Origin of the sequence: Lactobacillus kullabergensis, assembly GCF_003151025.1 — a bacterium.
Lineage (GTDB): Bacteria > Bacillota > Bacilli > Lactobacillales > Lactobacillaceae > Lactobacillus > Lactobacillus kullabergensis.
Window position 1 is genome coordinate 1,234,655 of record NZ_CP029477.1, and the last position, 20,975, is coordinate 1,255,629.

Genomic DNA, 20,975 nt, shown 5'->3' on the forward strand with positions numbered 1-20,975 from the left:
AAATCATAACCAAGAATCAAATTGATTCTTGGTTTTTTAAATAAACAGTTTCACTCAGGATCTTGAATCCAGCATCCAAATAAACATTGATAGCTGCTCTATTTGATACATCAGCATTCAGGGCAAAAGCTTTGCTACCTTCTTTTTGCAAAATTACCATCATCTTTTTGATGAAAAAAGTACCAAAGCCTTTTCCGCGAAATGGCTTGTCAATAAACAATCCGAAGAAATAATCCTCATTTTCACCATGATCCACAGCACAATAGCCGAGAACTTCATTACCTTTTAATAAGATAAAGCTTTTGGTATCTTTATCCAACAGGGAATTTTTAATGTATTTAGTAGATGTGGCAATGGCATCTCCAAAAGCATTACTGTGTGCCGCAGCAACTTGATCAACATAGTCCATTGATAGAGGCTTAACTACTAAAACTTGGTTTAATTTGTCAGTCTTTTCAATTAGTGCTAGTTCTGCAGTTCGCATGTAATAATCAGAATCTTCTGGAACAATCTTTAAACCTACTTTTTTCAAAAAGCCTGGATTTTTTTCTAAAAAAACTTTTTCTGACACAAACTCCCATTTGTAATAACCATACTGCACCATGATTTTTTTTGCATGCTCAAACATTCTTGTAGCAATTCCTTGTTTGCGAAATTCAGGATCAACTTCTAAGTTGACTTCCACTTCTTCTTCAGGTTCCTCATCTGCGTATAGCATAGTTAATCCAACTAACTTATTTCCATCATAAGCCAAAATAAAAGTTGGCATATCTTGAAAATAATTAAATTGATTGCTCAAATAAAAATCTGAATATGTTTTATCAGCTTTTTTGACTCTTTCTGTTAATTCATTCGCCTGCCTTTGTTCTTTTTCATTTAAGTTTACTTTTTCAACGATTATCATTTCTTCTTCCTTTTAAAACTTTTCATTAGATCCTTGGCATTTTGTTTAGCTGCTTGTGTTACATCACTACCTGCCATCATTTCGGCAATTGCAGTTACAGTTTCTTCTTGAGTTAATGGACCTATTTGTGTGTATGTAGCACCATCTTCAACTTTTTTGGCAACTAGGTATTTTTGATCACTGGCTGCAGCAACCTGTGGTGAGTGTGTTATAGCGATTACTTGTTTATTTTCACCGATTGAATGTAATTTTTGACCTATTGCTGCAGAAACGCGACCGGAAACGCCAGTATCAATTTCATCAAAAATCATTGTTCCTACAGGTTCAACTTTGCTAAAAATTGCTTTCAATGCCAGTATCAGCCGTGACTGTTCACCACCAGATACGATCTTGACCAGAGGCATTAGTTCTTCGCCGGGATTTGGTGCTATTAAGAAGACAATATTATCAGTGCCTTTATTACTAAAAGTTTTCGTAGTCGAAAAATCAATACTAAAACGGGCTTTTGCCATGTATAAATCTGATAGTTCCTGCTTGATTTTACTTTCAAGTGTTGCAGCTACTTTTTTTCTTGTCTCATGGAGATTTTGTGCTTCAGTCTTCAGTTTATCTTCCAGAACTTTAAGCTGCTTTTGCAATTTTTCTTCATCAAGTCCGCCTGTCTCATACTGACTCAATTCTTTTTGAATTTTGGCATAAAATGTGAAAACATCTTCTAAAGAAGGACCATATTTTTTCTTTAATGAATTAAGTAAATCTAACCTGTTTGAAACGTACTGAAATCTTTCCTCATCGAAGTCCATTTCATCGAGTACATTTGATAATTCGCTTCGGGCGTCACTTAATGCAAAAACTCCATCATCTATAGTTTTAGCAATATCTTTGAATTTAGCACCATATTCTGTTAACTCATTTGCTGCACTTTGGGCATTACCCAATAAAGTTTCAATGCCATGGTCTTCATCGTCATATAATTGCATTAAATAGTTGGCTGTATCGACAATTTTTTGATAATTAGTTAGTTCGTTATATTCTTCTTCTAGCTGATCATCTTCATGAGGATCTTGCAGATCTGCTTTAGACAATTCATCATTCTGAAAAGATAATATATCTTGCTTTTGAGCTAATTCCTGGGCATCTTTATGCAAATGATTAATTTGAGAAGTTAATTTTTGCCATTTTTTAAAATTATCCTGATAAAGATTAAGTTCCTCTTTAAATTCTATAGGAGCATAATTATCGACCAGATCGATTTGTCGATCTTGATCCATCAATATTTGTTGATCATTTTGACCATGAATATCAACCAGAAAATTACCTAATTCTTTCAATACATTAATTGTAGTTAATTGTCCATTTATTCGAACAATATTTCTTCCCTTAGCAGCTATTTCCCGGCTGATAATTAATTGCTTATCTGCATCAGGTATACCGTACTTTTCGCAAATTGCATCAATTTTTTTAGATTCATGATCAATATCAAATAAGCCTGTAATGACAGCCTTTTTCTCACCGCTACGGATCATTTCTTTTTGACTGCGACTTCCCATTAATAATGAAACTGCATCGATAATAATTGATTTACCCGCACCAGTTTCACCTATTAGCACAGTCATATTTTCTTGAAAGCGAACCTTCAATGCTTTAATAATTGCAAAATTTTTAATATCCAGTTCAACTAACATTTCTTTCTCCTAAAGATTGGCAACAGCCTGAGCAACTAAATCTTCTTGGTTCCCAGACCATATTAATTTACCACCATCTTTTTCGTCCTTCTGTAAATGTATCAAAAACTCAATATTGCCTTTACCACCTTTTATTGGTGAATAATCAAGGTTTAGAACGTTAAAGCCATCAGCCCTTGCCTGATCAATGGTATGTCTGATAACGGCACAATGGACATCATGATCATGTACTATACCATGTTTACCGACATGTTCCGGACCAGCTTCAAATTGAGGCTTTATCAGACAAACAGCTTCACATTTATCTTTTAGAATCTGAAACATTGGCGGCATAATTAAATCTAAAGAAATAAAGGAAACATCAGTCATTGCAAAATCAGGTTGACCATGAGTAAAATCTTCAGGTTTGCTATAACGAAAATTTTGTTTTTCCATTACTACAACGCGAGGATCATCACGCAATTGCCAGGCAAGTTGATTGTAGCCTACATCAAGAGCATACACCATCTTAGCCTTGTTTTGTAAAGCAACATCAGTAAAGCCTCCAGTAGAAGCACCTATATCAAGACAAATTTTACTGGTCAAATCAATTTGAAAAGATTTTAAGGCCTTTGCCAGTTTAAAACCACCCCTTGATACATACTTCTTATCCGATTTTTTTACAAAAAACTTTTCATCAACCGGTAAGTTAGTACCACTTTTATCAATTCTCTGATGATTATGATCTGATACTAAACCTGCCATGATCGCCCGTTGAGCTTGAGTTCGAGAATGAAACATGCCTCGTCTGACTAATAATACATCCGCTCTTTCTTTGACCATTTACAATACCTTTTTATATAAATCAAGAAATCCAGCTAAAACATTCGCATCAACAGATTTTAAGCACTTTTGAGCATCAATCATTAAGTCAGTCAGCTCTTTACGACTTTTTGAAATACCAAGCAAAGTCAAAGTATTATTTTTGCCGCTCTCTAAATCTTTATGGGTTTTTTTCCCAGCCTCTGCAGAAGTTTCAACCACATCTACTAAATCATCATAAATTTGATATGATCGTCCAAAATCTTCAGCAAACTGAATTAGTGTCTTTTTTTGAGAAGAATCAGCATTACCGTATTCAACTGCCATTGCGACACAGGCTTTAATTAAGCAACCTGTTTTTAACCATTCCATTTTATTAATAAATGCGGAATTATTTGCAACGCTGTCATTATTAGTAGAATCAATATCTAAATATTGTCCACCAACCATGCCGTTAGGGCCAACAGCTTGGGTAATTATTTTAACTAATTTGACTGAATCACTGCCATCAGAAATCCATTCAATACCCATTGGTAATAAAGCATCTCCAGCAAGGATAGCTTCAGCTTCACCCCATTTTTTGTGACTTGTTAATTTTCCTCTCCGATAGTCGTCATTATCCATAGCCGGCAAGTCATCATGAATTAACGAATAAGTGTGAATCAGCTCAATTCCACTTGCAATCCTGACTTCTTCGTCATTTATTTTTACTTTTAGTGTGTCAAGCGTTGCCAAAAAAAGTAAAGGACGTAGCCTTTTGCCTCCAGCCATTACTGAATAAGACATAATCTGACTTATTTTCTTGTCAGAAACTTCGCTTGTTAAATGCTCTTTTAAGTAATTATCTACTACCGGAGTCCATTTTTCTTTAAATTCTTTAAAATTCATTTCAAATCTTCTCTACTTTTCTGGGGCAGCAGCATCATTAGGATCAAGCTTATGTTCCGTTCCGTCACTATCAATTAATTTAGCTACTGTTTCTTCAGCTTCAGTTAATTTTTTATTTAAATTACGACTTAATTTGACTCCAGCTTGAAATTGTTCAAGAGCGTCTTCCAAAGGAATATCTCCATTTTCCAAGTTATTCACAATTGTTTGTAATTCAGTCAATTCCTCTTCAAAATTATTTTTCTTGGTTACCATTTTTTTCTCTCCTTATTGAACTGATAATTGCTTTTGTCAGACCATCTTTAAAATGGATACTAATTTCATCTTTTACTTTAATTTGACTTACAGAACTGACAGTTCTATTATTCTGGTCTTTTACATATGCATACCCTCTATCTAAAGTTTTAAGAGGACTGTAATCATTAAGCTGTTGTCCTGTTTGACCTAAAATATTACGTTTTGCTTGTATAAAATGCTCTGTATTAGCAACTAATCTCTGATAATAAAAATCTGTTTGCTGCAAAAATGACAAAATTTTTTTATTAGGACTGACTGCAACAAGGCTTTGTTTTGCCAACTGATAATTTTGCCTTTTGCGTTCTAGCTGACGAACCATATTATTATGAAGTCTGTCTCGTAAAAGATCTATAGTTTGTGCCTGCTCATCATATAGTCTTGCGGGTTCTCTCATGATAACAGAATTATTAATGCGATTTAAAGCATCACGACGAACCCTAATAATGTTTTGTATACTTGAAACAAGGCTGTTTTGCATTTGGCGAATATTTATCAATTCATCGGGTAAATTAGGAGTGGCGTATTCGGCTGCAGCAGTTGGAGTTGCTGCTCTTACATCAGCAACTAAATCACATAGTGTAGTGTCAGTTTCGTGGCCGACAGAGGAAATAACCGGCATTTTCATATCAAATACTTGTCGTACTACGCTTTCCTCATTAAAAGGCCATAAATCTTCAAGCGATCCACCGCCTCTACCAATGATCATAACGTCATATTTGTCTTTAAACTGAGCTATTTGCTTCATTGACGCTATTAATGAATCAGCAGCAGAATCTCCCTGAACTTGAGCAGGAAACAAATCTACTTCTGCATGAGGAAATCTCCTATTAACAGTTACTAAAATATCATGGATTACTGCACCAGAAGCACTTGTTACAACAGCAATGTAATCTGGATAATGGGGAAGTGGTTTTTTAAATCTCTGATCAAAAAGCCCCTCACCAGCCAGCTTTTTTTGCAGTTGCTGTAATTGTTCATATAATGCCCCTAATCCTGCAGGCTCCATAGATTCGGCATAAAATTGGTAAGAGCCTTGTGGCCCATATACGCTAACGTAGCCAGTTACATATACTTTCATGCCTTCTTCAGGCTTAAATTTCACTTTATCAAAATATGACCGAAACATGACAACATTTATCTTCGATTTTTCATCTTTTAGTGAAAAATACTGATGTGAATTACGTCGATAACGAAAATTAGACAATTCACCTTGAAGAAAAACTTTATGTAAATAAGGATCGTTTTTAAATTTTTGGGTTATATAGTAATTTAAATCCGAAACTGTTAGGTACTTACTACTTTCCATTATTTCTCCTCGTCAACTGAACAACTTGCTCCATAAGAGACTCAACCGTAAGAGGACCTATTCCACCTGGAACTGGAGTTATGAAACTCGCAATTGGAGCAACATGCTCAAAATCAACGTCTCCAACTGTTTTGCCATTAAATCGACTTATCCCTACATCTATAATAACTGCATTTTTCTTAATCATATCAGCAGTTACTAAATTATGTTCTCCTGTTGCTGAAACCAAGATATCTGCTTTTTTGGTATACTCGGTCAAATTCTTTGTTTTTAAATGCAATATTGAAACAGTCGCATCTTTCTCAAGCAATAATGCAGCTAAAGGTTTCCCAACAATGCTGCTTCTTCCTATAATAACTGCATTTTTTCCTTTTAAGTTAATATGATAGTAATCTAATAAAGCCAAAATACCGTGTGCAGTTGCGGGTTCAACAAAATGATCTCCTTGCCACAAGCGACCTACATTTGCTGGAGTAAGACAATCAACATCCTTATCTGGATCAATAGCAGCTAAAGCTTCATTTAAAATGATTTGTTTCGGTACTGGCAACTGAATCATAATACCATTGACATCCTTTTCATTATTTAGGCGATCAATTAACTCTAACAAATCTTTTTGTGTCACAGTAGACGGTAATTGAAATAATTTTTGCTTAATTCCAATTTGATCTGCTCTTCTTTTTTTAGTTTTTAAGTAGATTTTGCTACTTGGATCATTACCAATATTAATTACGCAAAATTGAGGTTGTATGCCTGCCTTCTTCAAATTTAAAACTTGTTTTTGAAGAACGTCAGCGCGAATATTAGCTAACTGCTTACCGTCTAAAAGTTGACCCATTTTTATACCCTTTTCTAAAAAAATAGTCGGCATAAAGCCGACTATAAGTTATTTTTAGATAAAATTTGCCAACATACCATTAATAAATGGCTTATCTTTAGGATCAGCAAACTCATCACATAAGTTCAAAGCTTCATTTACCGCAGCTTTTGGCTCAATTTCTTTACTGTATTTAATTTCATACAAAGCAACTTCCAAAATGGCCAACGAAATTTGATTAATACGATTAATTCGCCAGTTCTTTTTCAGATAGCTGGCAAGTTCACCCTTTAATTCGTCTCGTTTATCTATTACACCTTCAATTAATTCCTTTGAATAGGCAGAAAGCACTTTTAAATCAAGCATTGCGACAGTTTTAGCTTCAACTTCATTAGCCGTATATTTTAAGTCCTGATTAGACAAATAAACAGCTTGCATTGCAACTCTACGACTCTCGTGTTGATTCATTTTTACCCTTTTCATCTATGTCAGAAAATAACTTAGAAGTTCCGCTGCCATCCTCATTATCATCGTCTGGAAATTCCAGTCCTGTAACGTGCACATTAATTTCACTAAGAGTTAAATCGGTCATCTGCAAAACCTGTTGCTTTAAAGTCTTTTGCAAATCTATTGCTATTTCAGGCACATTTTTACCGGCTTCAATACTGACATAAACATCTGCAATCAAGTTATGCTCATCGTCAATATTAACAGACACGCCTCTGCCACGATCTTCTCTTCCTAAAACACGGTTAATTCCGGACTTGACGTCACCGTGCATTTCGGCAACTCCATCTACTTTTTCGGCAGCGATGCCCATAATAACTTCAAGAACACTAGGATCAATTTCAATTTCTTCGCCGTTATTTTTATCATCTAAGACAATTTTTGAACTATCTGCCATTTTTTTACCTCGAAAATTTATTTATTTGCGCGAGATACGTATGTACCATCGACAGTATTAATTACTAAAACGTCTCCCTCATTAATAAAGAAAGGTACGTTTACTACAAGACCCGTTTCCATAGTTGCAGGCTTTCCACCACCTGATGAAGTATCACCTTTAATATTAGGCTCAGTTTTGGCAACCGTCAATTCAACAGTATTCGGTAATTGAATTCCTAAGGTTTTGCCATCATGCATAATTACACTTACATTCATATTTTCCTTTAAAAACTTGGCTTCATCTTTTACTTGTTCATTAGGAATTGCCAACTGGTCATAAGTGTTAGTGTCCATAAAAACGTAACTGGCGCCATCATTATATAGGTACTGCATAGATTTTGTTTCTATTTCTGCAGTTTCAACTTTTGCAGTAGAGCGGAAAGTATATTCCTGTACAGCACCTGTGTTCAAACTCTTTAGCTTTGAGCGAACAAATGCACTACCCTTACCTGGTTTAACATGTTGAAATTCAACAATCCGCCATAAGTCATTATTATACTTGATAGTCAAACCATTTTTAAATTCATTTACTGAAATCATTGTCATATTGAGTACCTCATCTCCATAATATTATCTTACCAATTAGTAAGCGATTTTACTATAATTATTATTTATCTTTTACAAAGAAATTAAGTTGTCTTTAGGTAAAGTAGAAAGTGTCTCAGGGGTTTGATTATGAATTAAAATGTCATCTTCAATTCTGACACCGCCTTTATTTGGCAAATAAATTCCTGGCTCAACTGTATGAACCATCTTATTAACAAGTTCTTGTTTGCCAAAAGGTAAGGCAGGTTGACATAATTCATGTATTTCTAATCCGATGCCATGACCAATCCCATGACCAAAATACTCTCCATATCCTTGTTCTGTAATGTAACTTCTGGCTGCTCGATCAACATCACTGCCATGATTGCCTGCAATAGCAGCTTCAATACCACGCCTTTGTGCTTCATGCACAATTTCATAAATTTTGTGCATTTCCTGGTCAACTTTGCCAACAGCAACAGTTCTGGTAATATCAGCAGCATAACCATGGTAAAACGCGCCAAAATCAATTACAACCATATCACCATCTTCAATCATTTTATCGCTGGCAACACCATGAGCCCATGCAGAACGCACCCCTGAGGCAATAATAGTATCAAAGCTAGGACCATCACCGCCATTAATTTTAAAGTAGTAATCTAATTTTGCTCCGATTTTTCGCTCAACAGCACCTGGCTTAATCAAAGGCAATATTTCATTAAAGCTATCCATTGAGATATTAATCGCTTTACGCAACGTTTCTAATTCAAGTGAGTCTTTAACATTACGGACTTGTTCGACTAATTCCTCGCATATTTCGAAATCGATACCAGGGTTTAATCTTTGCAAGTTTGCAAACTCAACTGCAGAAACGAATTCACCTTCGATTAAAACTTTTTTTAAATTTGCCTCTTTTAATTGTTTAGAAATTTCAAGGTCTTGACCTTCTTTTTTCATTACCACCTTAATTTCGCCTGGAGCCTCGGCTTTAATCTGATCGTCAAACCGTGAGTCAGAAAGTAAAATTCGATCTCCTTTTGAAGTTAAAATCAATTGAGCTTCTTCACCAGTAAAATTAGTCAGGTAACGATAATTTGCTTGGTTAAAAATTAACAGTCCATCGGCATTACGTTTTTTAATTAGTTCAGTAACCTTATTTATTCGCCTGTTAAGCAGCGTTAATAGTTCTTCCTTCTCAGTCATACCCATAATCTCCTGTATATCAATCTTTAACTTAATTTTAACCCTAAAAAGAGATACAATACTAACTTATTTTTACTAAATTAAAGCAGAAAAAAGACGAGAAGCATATGCTTTTCGTCTTCTTGTTTAAGAACTAAATTACTTAGCTTCTTCTTCAACCGGAATAACAGAAACTTGTTTTCTGTATTTATCTTTCCGCTCAAATTTAACTACTCCATTTACTAAGGCAAATAAAGTATCGTCTCCACCTTGACCAACGTTTTTACCAGGGTGAATCTTTGTACCACGTTGACGATAAATAATTGAACCAGCATGAATGGTTTGGCCATCTGCAGCTTTAGCACCTAAACGACGACCAGCTGAATTACGGCCATTGGCAGTAGAACCTCCACCCTTGTGGTGGGCTAATAATTTAAGATTTAAAATATTCATCATTACTTCACCTCTAGTTTAATTCAATTTTTTCAACTGTAACCTTAGTATAAGGTTGACGGTGACCATATTTTGAATGTGAGTGCTTCTTAGGCTTGTACTTGAAAGTAACTACTTTCTTTTCCTTGCCTTGCTTTTCAACTTTAGCAACAACTTTAGCACCTTTAACTAACGGTGTACCAACTTTAACATCTTTGCCATCGGAAGTAAGAACTACTTCATCAAAAGTAACTTCTTTGCCTTCTTCAGCATCAAGCTTTTCAACAAAAACACTATCGCCTTCAGCAACTTTATATTGCTTGCCACCGGTTTTAATAATTGCGTACATTTACTACCCTCCAAAATTTACTTAGACTCGCCAATCGAGGTGCTCCGTGAAAGACTTATTACCCCGAAATGTGCGGTTGCAGATGTAGAGGAATCCACAAATACAACTACTACATAATACTACTCTTAAGTCTAGTTGGCAATAAAAAATGCCCTTTTTATTGGACAAATTGACATTAAATCTGCCATTTGCCACCGTGAACTTTAGCAATATTTTCTGTGACAATAAATGCTTCACTGTCAATTTCGCGGGCTTTGGCAACTAATTGACCATACTCATTAGTATCAACAATTATAACTAATTGTTGCTTGTCTTGGTCACTGTAACCACCTACAACGTTATAAACAGTCAGGCCGTCATAATCCTGTTGCAACATTTGCCTAATTTTATCAAGTTTATTGTTACTCATTATGCGCACTTGATATTTTTTATCAAAACCAGTTTCAGTATAACGCATGGTAATTGTAGTAATGACCTGAGAAAAAGCTGCCAGTAAAAATGCTTCAGTTCCATCAACAAAAATATTCAGTACAATGACCGACATATCAATAACCATGAGTGATATAGCTGGGTCAACATAAAAATATTTTTTAATAATTAGTGGGGGAATTGTGGTACCGCCAGATGAAGCGTTAATTCGGTAGAGCATCGTAACGCCAATGCCCATTAAAACTCCGCCATAAATTACCGCCAGCATATTATTTGAAGTCAGTTTAAAGCTCGGGGTTATTGCCATTAAGACAGGTACTAAAATACTGCCCAATGCAACTTTTTTTAAAGTTTGTTTGCCTAAAAAGACGGCAGCTAAAATTAACATTAAACCATTAACCACAAATACCGAAATTGAGCGATTAATCCCCCAAACGGCATCAATCAATATTGAGATCCCAGTTGAGCCACCAGCAGCAACATTTATTGGAGCATAAAAGAAGTTAATTGATATTGTGATTATTTCCAGACCAGCCAAGAAAAAGAACCAGTATTGCCAGGTATGGGTTTGCTTTTGTGAGTCCATCTCATCTTCCTTCCATAAAATTGTTATTTTACATTTTACAGGAAAGCAGCTAGATTATGCAAGGAATATGGGTTTTTGATATGTTCGAACACTCTTAAAAACGCATAAACTACAACTCAAATGAAGTTATCTTAAATTATTAAGAAATTATAAATATTACTCCTTGGCAATGTCGTAACTAACTGCTTGATTGCCCTCATATGCTGGTAATCCTTTTTCAGCTCGGTACAATGCTCGCTCAAACGCTTGATAGCCTTTACTTGAACTAACAGCAAATTTGATGTGGTATTTGCTGGCAAATTCGCTTATATTCCAAGTACTGTCATGGGCAGCATAAGCTGTCACCAAAATCACGATATCCAGATCTTTGATTTGGTTTTCAATTACTTTTTTCTTGCCCTGAAAAGCATCAATAGGAATTGGAATGCCGCCATAACGATTAACTATTCCTTCAAGCATAGCCTCATTTTGATTATTACCAATGGCAATTCCAACTCTTTGATAGTGCAGGTTCATTGCTAATTTAGGTAAATCAACTTTCTTTGATTCAGCAGTACTTTTTTTCTTTTTTGTGCCAATAGATTTCTGGGGCTGTTCAATTTGATAAACCCAGCGAATTTGAATTGCCTCAGCCGGATTCTTTTTCAGACGCACATCCCCATCATACCAAGCTAAGTCTACTATTGAACCATCAACTAACTTAATATTTTCGTCCCAATATTTACTTGAATCAACTGGTAAAAGAACTGCTTTACCATGAACTCGTAGTTTCTTGCCTTGAGCATTACGAGAAATAGCCAGATGTCCTGTTCTCCCTTGCACCACTGCATACTTAAAAGTTGAAATGGAATCAACATCCATACTAGGGAGATCACGATAACCAACAATCCTTAAAATAGTCGCCTCATAATGAGAACTTTTTTCTTCTGGCACAGCTTCAACAATATCCCCGCTTTTCAAATTTAAGGAATGAATCTGTGATTCTTTTAACGTATAAACGGTTCTATTACTGTCATTAATCAAATCACAGCCTGACAGTAATCGAACAACTGTATACCGCTTTCCTTTACGGTAATCTCTCTTAGGAGCTTTTGGAGTTTCAAGTGCCTGTTCAAAAAATTTTTTATCGATTAAATCTTTTGGAGCCTGAATAGATTTAATTGCTTCTTTTAAATCAACTAAATTTTGACGGTACTCTGTATTGATGCCTTGAGCAAGCGTTAATTTTTGTACAGCCGAGAGAGCTGTATTTTTGGCAGAAATGTTTGCCGGATCTTTAATTAGATGCATTAGACCTGTTAGTAATAAATTAAGCTGCTGTAAATCGACTTCAATGATATTTTTATCTTTTAGGGTTGAATTAGTCTGTTCTTCACTGTCAGTCATACCTAAGATCAGTTTTATTGCAGCCAATCCATTCTTAAGGCTCTTTTCATCTCCAGCCGTCTGATTAAGAATTCTTTTTAAATTATTACGATAATCGAACATGTTTATACCTATCTCTTTTGTGATTTACTTTAGTATAGCAAATGCAAAAAAGCCCAGCGTAGTGCTAGGCTTAAAGTCAAAAATTTTTACTAGAAAGCTCCACCACCGGAACCTCCACCGAAGCCACCGGACGAACCACTGGAAAAGCTGCTTGACCCGGTAGATATACTGTCGTTAAAGCAAGAATCAAAGTTGGCAGAAAAGCTATCTTTGCCAGTATTAGAGGCAAAACCATAGTAAAAGTAATCACTCTTTGCCAATTCTTCTTGACTAAATTCAATTTTTAGCTGTTTCATCACTTTATTAGCTAGACCAAAAGCAACAGCATAAGGCATGATATCTTCCCATAAAATGATGTCACCAACATCCTTCATCTTAAACTTACCGATATCTTTCAACATTTTCTTGAAACCACGTATCTTTTCGGTTTCAATCTTTCCTTTTTCTGAATAAATACCTGTCTGCCTGATACTGAAAATCAGCGCCAGTAAACTCAAAATTAGGATAAATGCTTCTCCAAAAACTATCACTAAAATAAACTTAAGTGAGCTCATTAGAGCTACAACAGAAGCTGCGAAACTGATGACCATCATTAAAATTATGATAGCAATATTTTTATTTTTTCGATTTATTAATGAATCAGGTAAATAAACTTGCTTTTCCTTGCTGTCAAAATAATCTCCTGCCCAAAAATCAAAGTCGCTTCCTAGTTTCTTACCATGATATTTTTTTAGGGCTTGAGTGGTAAAACTAGTTCCGTCCCCAATTTTGTTAAAAAGAGTTTTCATTAAACGGCTCTCGTCAATTATGCTTTCGTCTATCGCGGTTATCCGATAATAAGTTTTAAGATGGGCTTTATAATCTTCAATCTTAATTTTTTTCTGCGCTGCCAGTTCCATCAAATAGGCAGTAAACGCCCGATTATCCGGTTGCTTTGCAGTATCCAAAATTTGAGCTAATATTGGATCCACGTCAGGTATTTCATAGTTATGAGCCAATTCACGACTCTTGCGGGGCATGAAACCAATTTTTTTGGCCCTAAAACCCTTTATGATACCTAAAAGTCCTGCAATTAAACTCAAAGCAATTAGCAAAAGACTTCTTTTTGTCCTTTTTTGTTGATTTAATAAAGTATCCTGTGTTAATTTTTTCTCCTGTTTTATCACTGCTTGGCGGTGATTCTTATTTTTGACATTTTGATTATTGGCAGTGATTTTAGGAGGAAAAATAGTATGCACTTCAATACCGGTATCGCCAGCAAGATTTTCAGCTGTCATGATTATTTTCCCTTTTTGAGGATTAACTTGTAGATGTCCATCGAGTGGCCCGTGTGCCCATGCTTTTAAACCTTTAACAGGTCCTGGAAAAATCACGCTTGCTTTAACATAGTCTAAGTCGGTGTCCCAACCGTCGCCAATAATTTTAAAATTAAGTTCGGCTACATCACGGTAATTGGTAATGGCATTAGTGATACGATAAAAATAAGTAACAGTAAAGCGACTATTACTCTTTATATTATGAAATACTTTAAAACGGTATCCCTTTTTATTTCTTTTGAGATCATAATCATTTGTTTTGCGACCCTTGTCGTTGTTATCTGCCACTTTTACTGAAGCATCAGCGATTTTCTGATTCGATTGTAGATTTTGGCGATAAAAAACTCCATGTGCAGAACTGTTGAATTTATACGTAATTGCCCTTTTCAGCGACAACGAGCCGTCTGAATTAACTTTAGCTGTAGTGATGTTTTTAGCAATATCATAATCAACTTCGGCTTTTACTTCTTGTCCAGAAACAAAACAAAATAATAGAACTCCCAGTAGAGATATCAATTTTATAATTTTATGTTTCATGTATTTTCCTGTCTTTCGTTCTTCACTTTTCTTTATTATACAGATTATGAAATACAATTAACAAATCAATTTGTACTCCTTTCTTTATTATCTGTTTGACTTTAAAAATAAGTTGGATAAAAAAGAAATTTCCGGTTGCAATTACAAAAACTTTTCTCTATAATAGTTAATGTTCTTGCGCAGGAATACGCAAAACTGTCGGTCTGGTAGCTCAGCTGGATAGAGCAACGGTCTTCTAAACCGTGGGTCGTGGGTTCGAATCTCACCCGGATCATTTTAAATGGTTTTTATCGATTTTTACTAATTATAAATCCCGTTATATCAACAATTTTATTTTTATTGGTTATTGTTAAGTTTAAAGTTGACTAACATAGAAATAGCCCTAGCAATTAAGCTAGAGCTATTTTTCTATTTATTTTATAAATATATTATGGCATTTTTAAGATCTCCAAATGTTAAAAAAGTGATCAATTATTTTGTTTTAGCTCTTCTCTTCTTATCTTGATGTATTCTAATGTTTTGTCTAAATCTTCTTCATCTGCATATTTAAGAATGAAATTTTTAGAATCTGATCTTCTCCTAATATAATTCATTCTTTTTTTATGCGCATCATTCCACTTTTTATTTGCTCGCTTTTGAGCCTCAGTTAGTTTAGCCATTTGATCACTTCTAAAATTAAAACAATTACCATAACTGTAACTAATATTGTTTTACAGAATGTTTTGAGTCTTAAGTCAATCTTTGTTTTAATTGTCAAATTTCCTTTTTTAGTTTCAAAGTTATAAATTTTATTCATTGTAACAGATACTTTTCTATAATATAATGTTTTTATAAACAGCAAAGAAGAGAAACCTTTTCCCTGTTTTTTATCTTTTATAGATGATTTCAAAAGCTATTATCTCGAGATTTATTTTGAAGTGAAGCTCGATCGTAGCTTTTTATTTTCTCTTTTTTTCTTCATCTCCTTACTTCCTTACATATTATGTAATACATTCTTTAGGGTACAACGCAAATAATGTTTTGCAATTTTTTCTAAAAAAGTTAATATTAATTTAGAAGTTACTTTCAAACTTCTTTTTCTTTACAGCTCCCATTTGGGAGTTTTTTTATTTAAAAAATTAAAAATAATTATAATGATCAAATTTCATTTTTTCTTTTTCAAGCTTTTGGATATTTTTATTGTAGAGACCTAAGAGGAGACAGCTGCCCAAGCTGCCGTAGCCAGCAAAACTCGACAAATAGTCGTAAGGATCGCTGTGGTCTGTATTCCCCAAATTATGTGTTACCCAGTTGTGCGTTTTTACACCTTCTTTTTGTTCTTATTTTATGGCGATTTAATAATATCAAGGCAGAAGCTAAAAGTATAAAAAAGAACGATGAAATCATCGTTCTTTTTTCGTGGTCTGAGAACTAGTTTTTTCCCAGACTCTTTTAAATAATTAGCCATTTTAATCAAAAACATAATCTCTTCTATAATTTAACCAGCTTGCCATTAATTCTTCTTGATTTTTGATATCAGAACCCTTTGCCGTTTAGGATTTAACCGGTAATAGCCTGAGAAAATTCCCAAAAAGGTTAAAACAACTGTTCCGAGAATTAGCAATAAAATGCTGTCTTCATGAAGTTCTCCGATAAATTCATATAGAGAAGATACCATCTTCAACCAACCACCAAGAGAGACAAAATACCAGGCAGTAGCCTTATCAATAAAACTCATAGCTGTACGCAAATCAGATTCATTTTTGATAATACTACCTAAAATCTTGACTGCACGCCGTTTTTCAAGATAAATTTTTACAATAGGTATAATCCAGTACAAAGGAGAAATTTTTGGTTGTGCTTTACTTGATTGGTTAAATTCCTTCAAAAACCATTCATAATCATAAAGCTCCATTAATCCCTGATAAAGAGGGAAGGCAAACAACAACCAATCTCCTAAGAAACTGATGCAATTAATAAACAGTGAGATAATAAACACTTCTTTCTATATCTTTTTATTATAAAACTGAATTATTATTTTTACTTGTCATTATTTTAGTCGTTACCAACCAGTTATTCAAAAAAGTTATTCAAATTTTTGCAAGCTATTTTGCTAATTGAAAAAGAAAAAATATTTTTTTAATAATTAACTAACTTTTTCTTTCTCAACAAAAAGACTATTAGATACTTAAAGCTTGATATACCAATGAAATTTTTTCTTTAAAATTCTCTTGCTTTTTTTTTACTAATAAGTTATGATATTCCTTAAATATTTATGAGAGGTAAAGATTATGACGGCAATTAAAAAAATTAATCAACCGCAAGTTAAATATTATTTCTGGTACTTCAGCTATTTGATCTGAGTGCCTAGTTTGTCATTGTCTTAGACACACAGTTCAATCTTCATGACAATTGTGTGTTTTAAAGACTTAAGTACTTTCTTCTCTGAAGACTCACACAGTTGTCGTCATCTGTGTGAGTTTTTTATTGGGAGAGTAAAATGAATACTTTAAAAAAGATTACGTTAGATACACTAAATGGCTTATCAACAGGTATAGTTGTAGCTTTAATTCCTGGAGCCTTAATTAATCAGTTGGTAAAAGCACTCTTGCCAAGCATGCCGCAATTAAGCTTTATTTTAGCTTTGACCACCTTTGCTTCGGCATTGTTGCCGGCAATCAGTGCCGTCTGTGTCGGTATGACTGGTAAATTAACACCCATCCAAACCTCGTCTATTGCCTTAGCGGCAACAGCTGGAGCTGGTAACTTTGTGATGAACAAAGGCAAGGTTGCGGTTATGGGCAGTGGTGACGTTATTAATACTGCCATCACTATTATGATAGCTTACGGCTTAGTTTTGTTTTTTGGTAAGAAATTGAAAGCATACACAATTCTATTAGTTCCATCACTTGTTCTGCTTATAGCTGGAGGAATTGGCTGTCTTACCCGCATCCCTGTTGGCCAATTAACTAGTTTGATCGGTGTCGGAGTTGAAAAATTGACGGCATTGCAACCAATTATTATGGGTATGCTGATGGGAATAGTATTTGGGTTACTTATCGTTTCCCCTATTTCTTCAGTCGGTATCGCTACTGCGATAAGCATTTCTGGCATAGCTTCCGGCTCTGCCAATTTAGGTATTACAGCCGTTGCTTTCTCCTTAGCTGTTTTCGGTTGGAAAGCAAATAGTTTTGGTACATCAATTGCCCACTTTTTGGGTTCCCCTAAAATGCAAATGGCAAACCTAATGACTAATCCCAAATTACTCATTCCACTTTTAATTAACGCAGGTATCATGGGCGCTCTAGGTGCAGTATTTCAAATTCAAGGTACACCAATGAGTGCGGGATTTGGCTTTTCGGGCTTAATTGGCCCTATTGCCGCCATGGCAAATCGCCCAGCGAATTTGGTTAATATTATATTAATTGCTGTTCTTTTCTTCGTGTTACCTATTGCATTAGGCATCGCAATGAATTACCTTTTTAATAACAAAGTTCATCTTTTCACTAGTAAAGACTTTGAACTGGATTTCAGTTAGTTTAAAATACTCTACTCTTCTGGTTTATCAGTCTTATTGCTATAATTGAAGTAAAGGAGAGTATGAAGATGATAAAATTCTATGGTTACAAACGTTGCTCTACTTCAAGGGCTGCTCAAAAATGGCTGACGGAGCACAATGTTGAGTTCGATTTTCAAGATTTGGTCGAAGAACCGCCTAAGAAATCTGATTTAATTAACTGGCTTACTCAACATAAAGATCGCGGCTTAAAATATTTTTTTAACACTCATGGTCAAGATTATCGTAAATTACACATTAAAGATCAAATTGCAGATATGACAATTGCAGAAGCTGCAGATATGATGTCCAAAAACGGAAAACTAATAAAAAGGCCTCTGGTTGTTGAAGGTAAAAAATTGACCTGTGGCTTTAATGAAAAAATTTACGAAAAAATTTGGCTATAAAATTTAAAAAGGAGGTATTGAAAACAGTACCTTCTTTTTTATTAATCAGCTTTCTAATATCATTGTTAACAGGTAAAATAATACAAAAAGGAGAATTTTATGAAGTATAACCAATACGCTTATGTGGAAACTGATTACAAAACAGAAGTTAAAGAATTATTGCAAATTAAATTTTTGCCAATAGATTATGAAAAACGCTCTTTTTCCAATCTTTTAGGAGAGCTGATCGCAAATGCAGTGGCAGTGATTAGCCCCCGCGACGAAAGTGCTCGTAAAGCAAAATTAGCTGAGTTTGCAGTTTCAGAAGTCCAACCCCTTAGTGCTTTTTTAGATACCAATCCAGAAGAAATTACTTCTAGCCAATTTTATAATGTTGCATTGCAGCTTCTTGGTTATCATGTTGGCTACGATTATCAACTAAATGACCCTTTGGCTTTTATGAAAAAGCAGGCACTACCTTACATTGAGAAAATTAACGACAAGAAATCTCTTGTTCAAGCTTTTTATCGTTTGCTTAACACTCGTGCCAAAAATGGACAACTGCTAATAGATGTCATGGCTGGTCAAGGCTATTTTTACAACAGAAAAACAGAAATTGCATCCAATGAGTTCCTCTTCTTTAACGGTAAAAGCTTGCCTGTTTTTGATACCAGCAAGGTGATCCGAGAAGTCGTTTATGTTGAAAGTGATTTGGATACAGACGGTGATGGGAAGAGTGACCTTTTACAAACAACAATTTTTCGTCCAATTGAAAGTGAAACTTTACCGGTTCCTGCTCTTTACACTGCTAGCCCCTATTTTGGCGGTATCATTGATAACGAAAAGCGTAACCACAACGTAGATGAAAATTTGAGTGATGCGACTGAGTGGACTAATCCACAATATCAGGCTTCTGCATTTGTTAAAGCCAAAAAACCATTGGATAGTGAAAACTCCTACAAGCCGGTAGAACAAGCTGTCGGCAAATCTTCATACGGTCTGAATGAATATATGCTGGCTCGTGGCTTTGCCAGCGTATTTGCTGGCGCTATCGGAACACGAGGCAGCGATGGTCTCAGAATTACTGGTGCTCCGGAAGAAACCGAAAGTGCCAAGGAAATAATTGAATGGTTACATGGTGATCGCATTGCTTATACTGATAGAACACGTCAACACGAAACCAAAGCAACTTGGTGTAACAAAAAAATTGGGATGACTGGTCGTTCATATTTAGGCACTTTGCAAATAGCCATTGCTACTACGGGTGTACCTGGCCTAAAAACAGTTATTTCTGAGGCTGCCATTTCTTCCTGGTATGATTATTACCGTGAACATGGCTTGGTAATTGCACCAGAAGATTGCCAAGGTGAAGATTTGGATATGCTTGCAGAAACTTGTCAATCGAACTTGTGGGATGCTGGAGATTATTTAAAAATTAAACCTAAGTTTGACGAAATGCAGAAGATTTTATTAGAAAAGTCTGATCGCAAAACTGGTCAGTATTCTGATTTCTGGGAAAAGCGCAATTATCGCCACCATACTGATAATATTAAATGTTCCTGGATTAGCGTCCATGGCTTAAATGATTGGAACGTTAAGCCTAAGAACGTCTATAAAGTTTGGCAAAAGGTCAAAGACCTTCCTATTGCACATCACCTTTTCTTGCATCAGGGACCCCATTATAATATGAATAATTTGGTTTCAATTGATTTTACTGACCTAATGAACTTATGGCTGGTTCATGAACTCTTGGGCATTGAAAATAACGCCTATAATCAGTGGCCAACTGTGCTTATTCAAGATAACCTAAAAGCAGATCAGTGGCACAAAGAAAAGGATTGGAGTAATGACATTGGAAGCGAAACTGTTTATTTCCCTAATTCCGATAATGAGTTAACCAAAGATACTAGCAGCAAGCAAAAACTTTCCTTTACTGATACAGGCGGAACTGAATTTAAGAAGGCAAAAATTTCTGAGAATGACTGGCAATACCAATTTATTTGTGGTGAAGAAAAATGGGCAAAAGCCAGTTTAGGTTTTACCACCGATGAATTTATTCATCCCGTAACCATAGTTGGTCGACCAGAAATAAGAATGAGTGTTTCATCAAGTCTTACTAAAGGACAAATTTCCGTTGCTCTGGTAGAAATTGCTGATCGCAAACGGTTGACTGCTACCCCGAAAATTTTAATGTCAGGTGGTCAAGAATTGGGTTTTCATTTTCAACTTGACTCTTTGCAAGAGTTCATGCCTGACAAGTTAACTCATGCTAAATTAATTACCAAGGCTCACATGAATCTGCAGAATTATGCAGATATGAAAAAGCCACGTAGTATTAAAGCAGGTGAGTTTTATGACTTGCAGTTTAAATTACAGCCAACTTATTACACATTGCCGGTAGGCAGCAAACTTTGTTTAATTATTTATTCAACTGACCAGGGAATGACGAAAAGGCCTCTTGAAAATACAGACTACACAATCGATTTGTCAGAAACAGCCATTAAATTTAGTACTAAATAAATTAAATTTTATTTATGCCAGTACCTTTCAAAGTTAAACATAAAAAG

Annotated in this window: 21 protein-coding genes, 1 tRNA gene and 1 other annotated feature; of the genes, 4 read left to right on the plus strand and 18 right to left on the minus strand. The window is 35.0% G+C overall.

Translation table 11 applies throughout. From position 1 onward, the window contains the following. Positions 1-16: 16 nt before the first annotated feature. The 16 genes from DKL58_RS05815 to DKL58_RS05890 form a co-directional block, all read right to left on the minus strand. Positions 17-904, minus strand: coding sequence for a GNAT family N-acetyltransferase (locus DKL58_RS05815; protein WP_109586439.1), 888 nt, complete (start codon positions 902-904; stop codon positions 17-19). Further along, positions 901-2,589, minus strand: a complete 1,689-nt coding sequence (recN, locus tag DKL58_RS05820) for a DNA repair protein RecN (RefSeq protein ID WP_109586440.1) — start codon at positions 2,587-2,589, stop codon at positions 901-903. The genes DKL58_RS05815 and recN overlap by 4 nt, the downstream gene beginning before the upstream one ends. Before the next feature lie 9 nt (positions 2,590-2,598). Continuing rightward, positions 2,599-3,411, minus strand: coding sequence for a TlyA family RNA methyltransferase (locus tag DKL58_RS05825; protein ID WP_109586441.1), 813 nt, complete (start codon positions 3,409-3,411; stop codon positions 2,599-2,601). Then, entirely contained in the window at positions 3,412-4,278 is an 867-nt protein-coding gene (locus DKL58_RS05830; protein WP_109586442.1) for a polyprenyl synthetase family protein, read from the minus strand. It abuts the gene before it with no gap. Positions 4,279-4,290: 12 nt separating this feature from the next. Continuing rightward, positions 4,291-4,533: an exodeoxyribonuclease VII small subunit gene (locus tag DKL58_RS05835; RefSeq protein ID WP_109586443.1), complete on the minus strand. Its 243-nt coding sequence runs from the start codon at positions 4,531-4,533 to the stop codon at positions 4,291-4,293. Further along, positions 4,514-5,881, minus strand: a complete 1,368-nt coding sequence (gene xseA, locus DKL58_RS05840; RefSeq protein WP_109586444.1) for an exodeoxyribonuclease VII large subunit — start codon at positions 5,879-5,881, stop codon at positions 4,514-4,516. The genes DKL58_RS05835 and xseA overlap by 20 nt, the downstream gene beginning before the upstream one ends. Beyond that, positions 5,871-6,719: a tetrahydrofolate dehydrogenase/cyclohydrolase catalytic domain-containing protein gene (locus DKL58_RS05845; protein ID WP_109586445.1), complete on the minus strand. Its 849-nt coding sequence runs from the start codon at positions 6,717-6,719 to the stop codon at positions 5,871-5,873. The genes xseA and DKL58_RS05845 overlap by 11 nt, the downstream gene beginning before the upstream one ends. Before the next feature lie 54 nt (positions 6,720-6,773). Further along, a complete protein-coding gene (gene nusB, locus DKL58_RS05850) occupies positions 6,774-7,166 on the minus strand; it encodes a transcription antitermination factor NusB (RefSeq protein WP_034981334.1) in 393 nt (130 codons plus the stop codon). Then, positions 7,144-7,602, minus strand: a complete 459-nt coding sequence (locus DKL58_RS05855; protein ID WP_034981337.1) for an Asp23/Gls24 family envelope stress response protein — start codon at positions 7,600-7,602, stop codon at positions 7,144-7,146. The genes nusB and DKL58_RS05855 overlap by 23 nt, the downstream gene beginning before the upstream one ends. Before the next feature lie 17 nt (positions 7,603-7,619). Next, positions 7,620-8,189: an elongation factor P gene (efp, locus tag DKL58_RS05860; protein ID WP_045928273.1), complete on the minus strand. Its 570-nt coding sequence runs from the start codon at positions 8,187-8,189 to the stop codon at positions 7,620-7,622. A gap of 72 nt (positions 8,190-8,261) precedes the next feature. After that, positions 8,262-9,371 carry an aminopeptidase P family protein gene (locus tag DKL58_RS05865; protein ID WP_109586446.1) on the minus strand — a complete coding sequence of 370 codons (1,110 nt, stop codon included), beginning with the start codon at positions 9,369-9,371 and terminating at the stop codon, positions 8,262-8,264. A gap of 138 nt (positions 9,372-9,509) precedes the next feature. Continuing rightward, complete coding sequence (gene rpmA, locus DKL58_RS05870; protein WP_034981396.1) at positions 9,510-9,803, minus strand: 50S ribosomal protein L27; 294 nt, start codon at positions 9,801-9,803, stop codon at positions 9,510-9,512. Positions 9,804-9,816: 13 nt separating this feature from the next. After that, complete coding sequence (gene rplU, locus DKL58_RS05875) at positions 9,817-10,131, minus strand: 50S ribosomal protein L21 (RefSeq protein WP_034981345.1); 315 nt, start codon at positions 10,129-10,131, stop codon at positions 9,817-9,819. Positions 10,132-10,144: 13 nt separating this feature from the next. Beyond that, positions 10,145-10,219: a sequence feature (ribosomal protein L21 leader region), on the minus strand. A gap of 87 nt (positions 10,220-10,306) precedes the next feature. Continuing rightward, positions 10,307-11,146 carry a YitT family protein gene (locus DKL58_RS05880; protein WP_109586447.1) on the minus strand — a complete coding sequence of 280 codons (840 nt, stop codon included), beginning with the start codon at positions 11,144-11,146 and terminating at the stop codon, positions 10,307-10,309. Between the two features lie 156 nt (positions 11,147-11,302). Continuing rightward, the gene (locus tag DKL58_RS05885; protein ID WP_109586448.1) at positions 11,303-12,634 is read right to left on the minus strand and encodes a DUF2325 domain-containing protein; all 1,332 of its coding nucleotides are present in this window, start codon (positions 12,632-12,634) and stop codon (positions 11,303-11,305) included. Positions 12,635-12,723: 89 nt separating this feature from the next. Continuing rightward, entirely contained in the window at positions 12,724-14,487 is a 1,764-nt protein-coding gene (locus tag DKL58_RS05890) for a DUF2207 domain-containing protein (RefSeq protein WP_109586449.1), read from the minus strand. A gap of 200 nt (positions 14,488-14,687) precedes the next feature. On the opposite strand from DKL58_RS05890, the gene DKL58_RS05895 reads away from it, so the two are divergent. Then, positions 14,688-14,761: transfer RNA gene (locus DKL58_RS05895), tRNA-Arg, on the plus strand. A 193-nt stretch (positions 14,762-14,954) separates the two neighbouring features. On the opposite strand, the gene DKL58_RS05900 is transcribed toward DKL58_RS05895, so the two are convergent. Together DKL58_RS05900 and DKL58_RS05905 are read right to left on the minus strand one after the other, a co-directional pair. Beyond that, entirely contained in the window at positions 14,955-15,146 is a 192-nt protein-coding gene (locus DKL58_RS05900; RefSeq protein ID WP_109586450.1) for a hypothetical protein, read from the minus strand. An 833-nt stretch (positions 15,147-15,979) separates the two neighbouring features. Then, positions 15,980-16,411 carry a hypothetical protein gene (locus DKL58_RS05905; protein ID WP_052697083.1) on the minus strand — a complete coding sequence of 144 codons (432 nt, stop codon included), beginning with the start codon at positions 16,409-16,411 and terminating at the stop codon, positions 15,980-15,982. A gap of 555 nt (positions 16,412-16,966) precedes the next feature. Between DKL58_RS05905 and DKL58_RS05910 the strand changes: the two genes are divergently transcribed. The 3 genes from DKL58_RS05910 (at position 16,967) to DKL58_RS05920 (ending at position 20,928) form a co-directional block, all read left to right on the plus strand. Then, entirely contained in the window at positions 16,967-18,004 is a 1,038-nt protein-coding gene (locus DKL58_RS05910; RefSeq protein WP_109586451.1) for a PTS sugar transporter subunit IIC, read from the plus strand. Between the two features lie 68 nt (positions 18,005-18,072). After that, positions 18,073-18,429 carry an arsenate reductase family protein gene (locus DKL58_RS05915; RefSeq protein WP_109586452.1) on the plus strand — a complete coding sequence of 119 codons (357 nt, stop codon included), beginning with the start codon at positions 18,073-18,075 and terminating at the stop codon, positions 18,427-18,429. A gap of 99 nt (positions 18,430-18,528) precedes the next feature. Beyond that, on the plus strand, positions 18,529-20,928 hold the full coding sequence (locus DKL58_RS05920; RefSeq protein ID WP_109586453.1) for a Xaa-Pro dipeptidyl-peptidase: 2,400 nt from the start codon (positions 18,529-18,531) through the stop codon (positions 20,926-20,928). Positions 20,929-20,975: the final 47 nt, after the last annotated feature.

Excerpts from the sequence above, each read along its gene's own strand:
- nusB (WP_034981334.1), bottom strand. The coding sequence starts at position 7,166 with ATGAATCAACACGAGAGTCGTAGAGTTGCAATGCAAGCTGTTTATTTG.
- xseA (WP_109586444.1), bottom strand. The coding sequence starts at position 5,881 with ATGGAAAGTAGTAAGTACCTAACAGTTTCGGATTTAAATTACTATATA.
- DKL58_RS05890 (WP_109586449.1), bottom strand. The coding sequence starts at position 14,487 with ATGAAACATAAAATTATAAAATTGATATCTCTACTGGGAGTTCTATTA.
- DKL58_RS05910 (WP_109586451.1), top strand. The coding sequence starts at position 16,967 with ATGAATACTTTAAAAAAGATTACGTTAGATACACTAAATGGCTTATCA.
- DKL58_RS05865 (WP_109586446.1), bottom strand. The coding sequence starts at position 9,371 with ATGACTGAGAAGGAAGAACTATTAACGCTGCTTAACAGGCGAATAAAT.
- DKL58_RS05845 (WP_109586445.1), bottom strand. The coding sequence starts at position 6,719 with ATGGGTCAACTTTTAGACGGTAAGCAGTTAGCTAATATTCGCGCTGAC.
- DKL58_RS05915 (WP_109586452.1), top strand. The coding sequence starts at position 18,073 with ATGATAAAATTCTATGGTTACAAACGTTGCTCTACTTCAAGGGCTGCT.
- rpmA (WP_034981396.1), bottom strand. The coding sequence starts at position 9,803 with ATGAATATTTTAAATCTTAAATTATTAGCCCACCACAAGGGTGGAGGT.
- efp (WP_045928273.1), bottom strand. The coding sequence starts at position 8,189 with ATGACAATGATTTCAGTAAATGAATTTAAAAATGGTTTGACTATCAAG.
- DKL58_RS05880 (WP_109586447.1), bottom strand. The coding sequence starts at position 11,146 with ATGGACTCACAAAAGCAAACCCATACCTGGCAATACTGGTTCTTTTTC.
- DKL58_RS05900 (WP_109586450.1), bottom strand. The coding sequence starts at position 15,146 with ATGGCTAAACTAACTGAGGCTCAAAAGCGAGCAAATAAAAAGTGGAAT.
- recN (WP_109586440.1), bottom strand. The coding sequence starts at position 2,589 with ATGTTAGTTGAACTGGATATTAAAAATTTTGCAATTATTAAAGCATTG.
- DKL58_RS05835 (WP_109586443.1), bottom strand. The coding sequence starts at position 4,533 with ATGGTAACCAAGAAAAATAATTTTGAAGAGGAATTGACTGAATTACAA.
- DKL58_RS05825 (WP_109586441.1), bottom strand. The coding sequence starts at position 3,411 with ATGGTCAAAGAAAGAGCGGATGTATTATTAGTCAGACGAGGCATGTTT.
- rplU (WP_034981345.1), bottom strand. The coding sequence starts at position 10,131 with ATGTACGCAATTATTAAAACCGGTGGCAAGCAATATAAAGTTGCTGAA.
- DKL58_RS05830 (WP_109586442.1), bottom strand. The coding sequence starts at position 4,278 with ATGAATTTTAAAGAATTTAAAGAAAAATGGACTCCGGTAGTAGATAAT.
- DKL58_RS05815 (WP_109586439.1), bottom strand. The coding sequence starts at position 904 with ATGATAATCGTTGAAAAAGTAAACTTAAATGAAAAAGAACAAAGGCAG.
- DKL58_RS05855 (WP_034981337.1), bottom strand. The coding sequence starts at position 7,602 with ATGGCAGATAGTTCAAAAATTGTCTTAGATGATAAAAATAACGGCGAA.
- DKL58_RS05885 (WP_109586448.1), bottom strand. The coding sequence starts at position 12,634 with ATGTTCGATTATCGTAATAATTTAAAAAGAATTCTTAATCAGACGGCT.
- DKL58_RS05920 (WP_109586453.1), top strand. The coding sequence starts at position 18,529 with ATGAAGTATAACCAATACGCTTATGTGGAAACTGATTACAAAACAGAA.